Here is a 431-nt window from a genome sequence, read left to right as displayed (position 1 = left end):
ACACTCTCGACACTGCGCGAGAAAGGGGCGCATCTTCGAGGCGCCCGCGTCCGCGACTGAGGCGGGCGCTCTTCCATATTTACGAAGGAACACCCCTATGAGGATCAGAATCATCGGCGCTGGAAACATCGGCGCCACATTGGTGCGAATGCTTCGGCGCGTCCTCTCCTTAAAGTCGTCACCGGGCTTGCAATGCGGTGGCGCATTATGACATTGGCTGCATGAGCATGTCCGCACAACCAGTGCGTCTGGTCCGCCCCGAAAAGAAGCGGCGTCGCATCCCCATCGCAGTCATCATGGCGATGAGTTTCGGCAGCCTCGTGTTCCTGTCGGTCGGCGGCGTGCTCGCATTGGCGGTCGGCGCCAACCTTCGCAACACTTTCGACCTGCTCGGCGCCCAGTCGACGCTCCTGATCGATGCGATGGAGGAT

1 protein-coding gene is annotated in these 431 nt (G+C 61.0%); it reads left to right on the top strand.

What is annotated here, in order from left to right:
• Positions 1–227 precede the first annotated feature (227 nt).
• The coding region (locus AC0L2M_RS34635; RefSeq protein WP_473537274.1) for a hypothetical protein at positions 228–431 on the top strand (204 nt) is incomplete at its 3' end.

It is taken from the genome of Mesorhizobium sp. WSM4806 (assembly GCF_055811635.1).
This window is presented reverse-complemented; position numbering and strand designations above follow the sequence as displayed.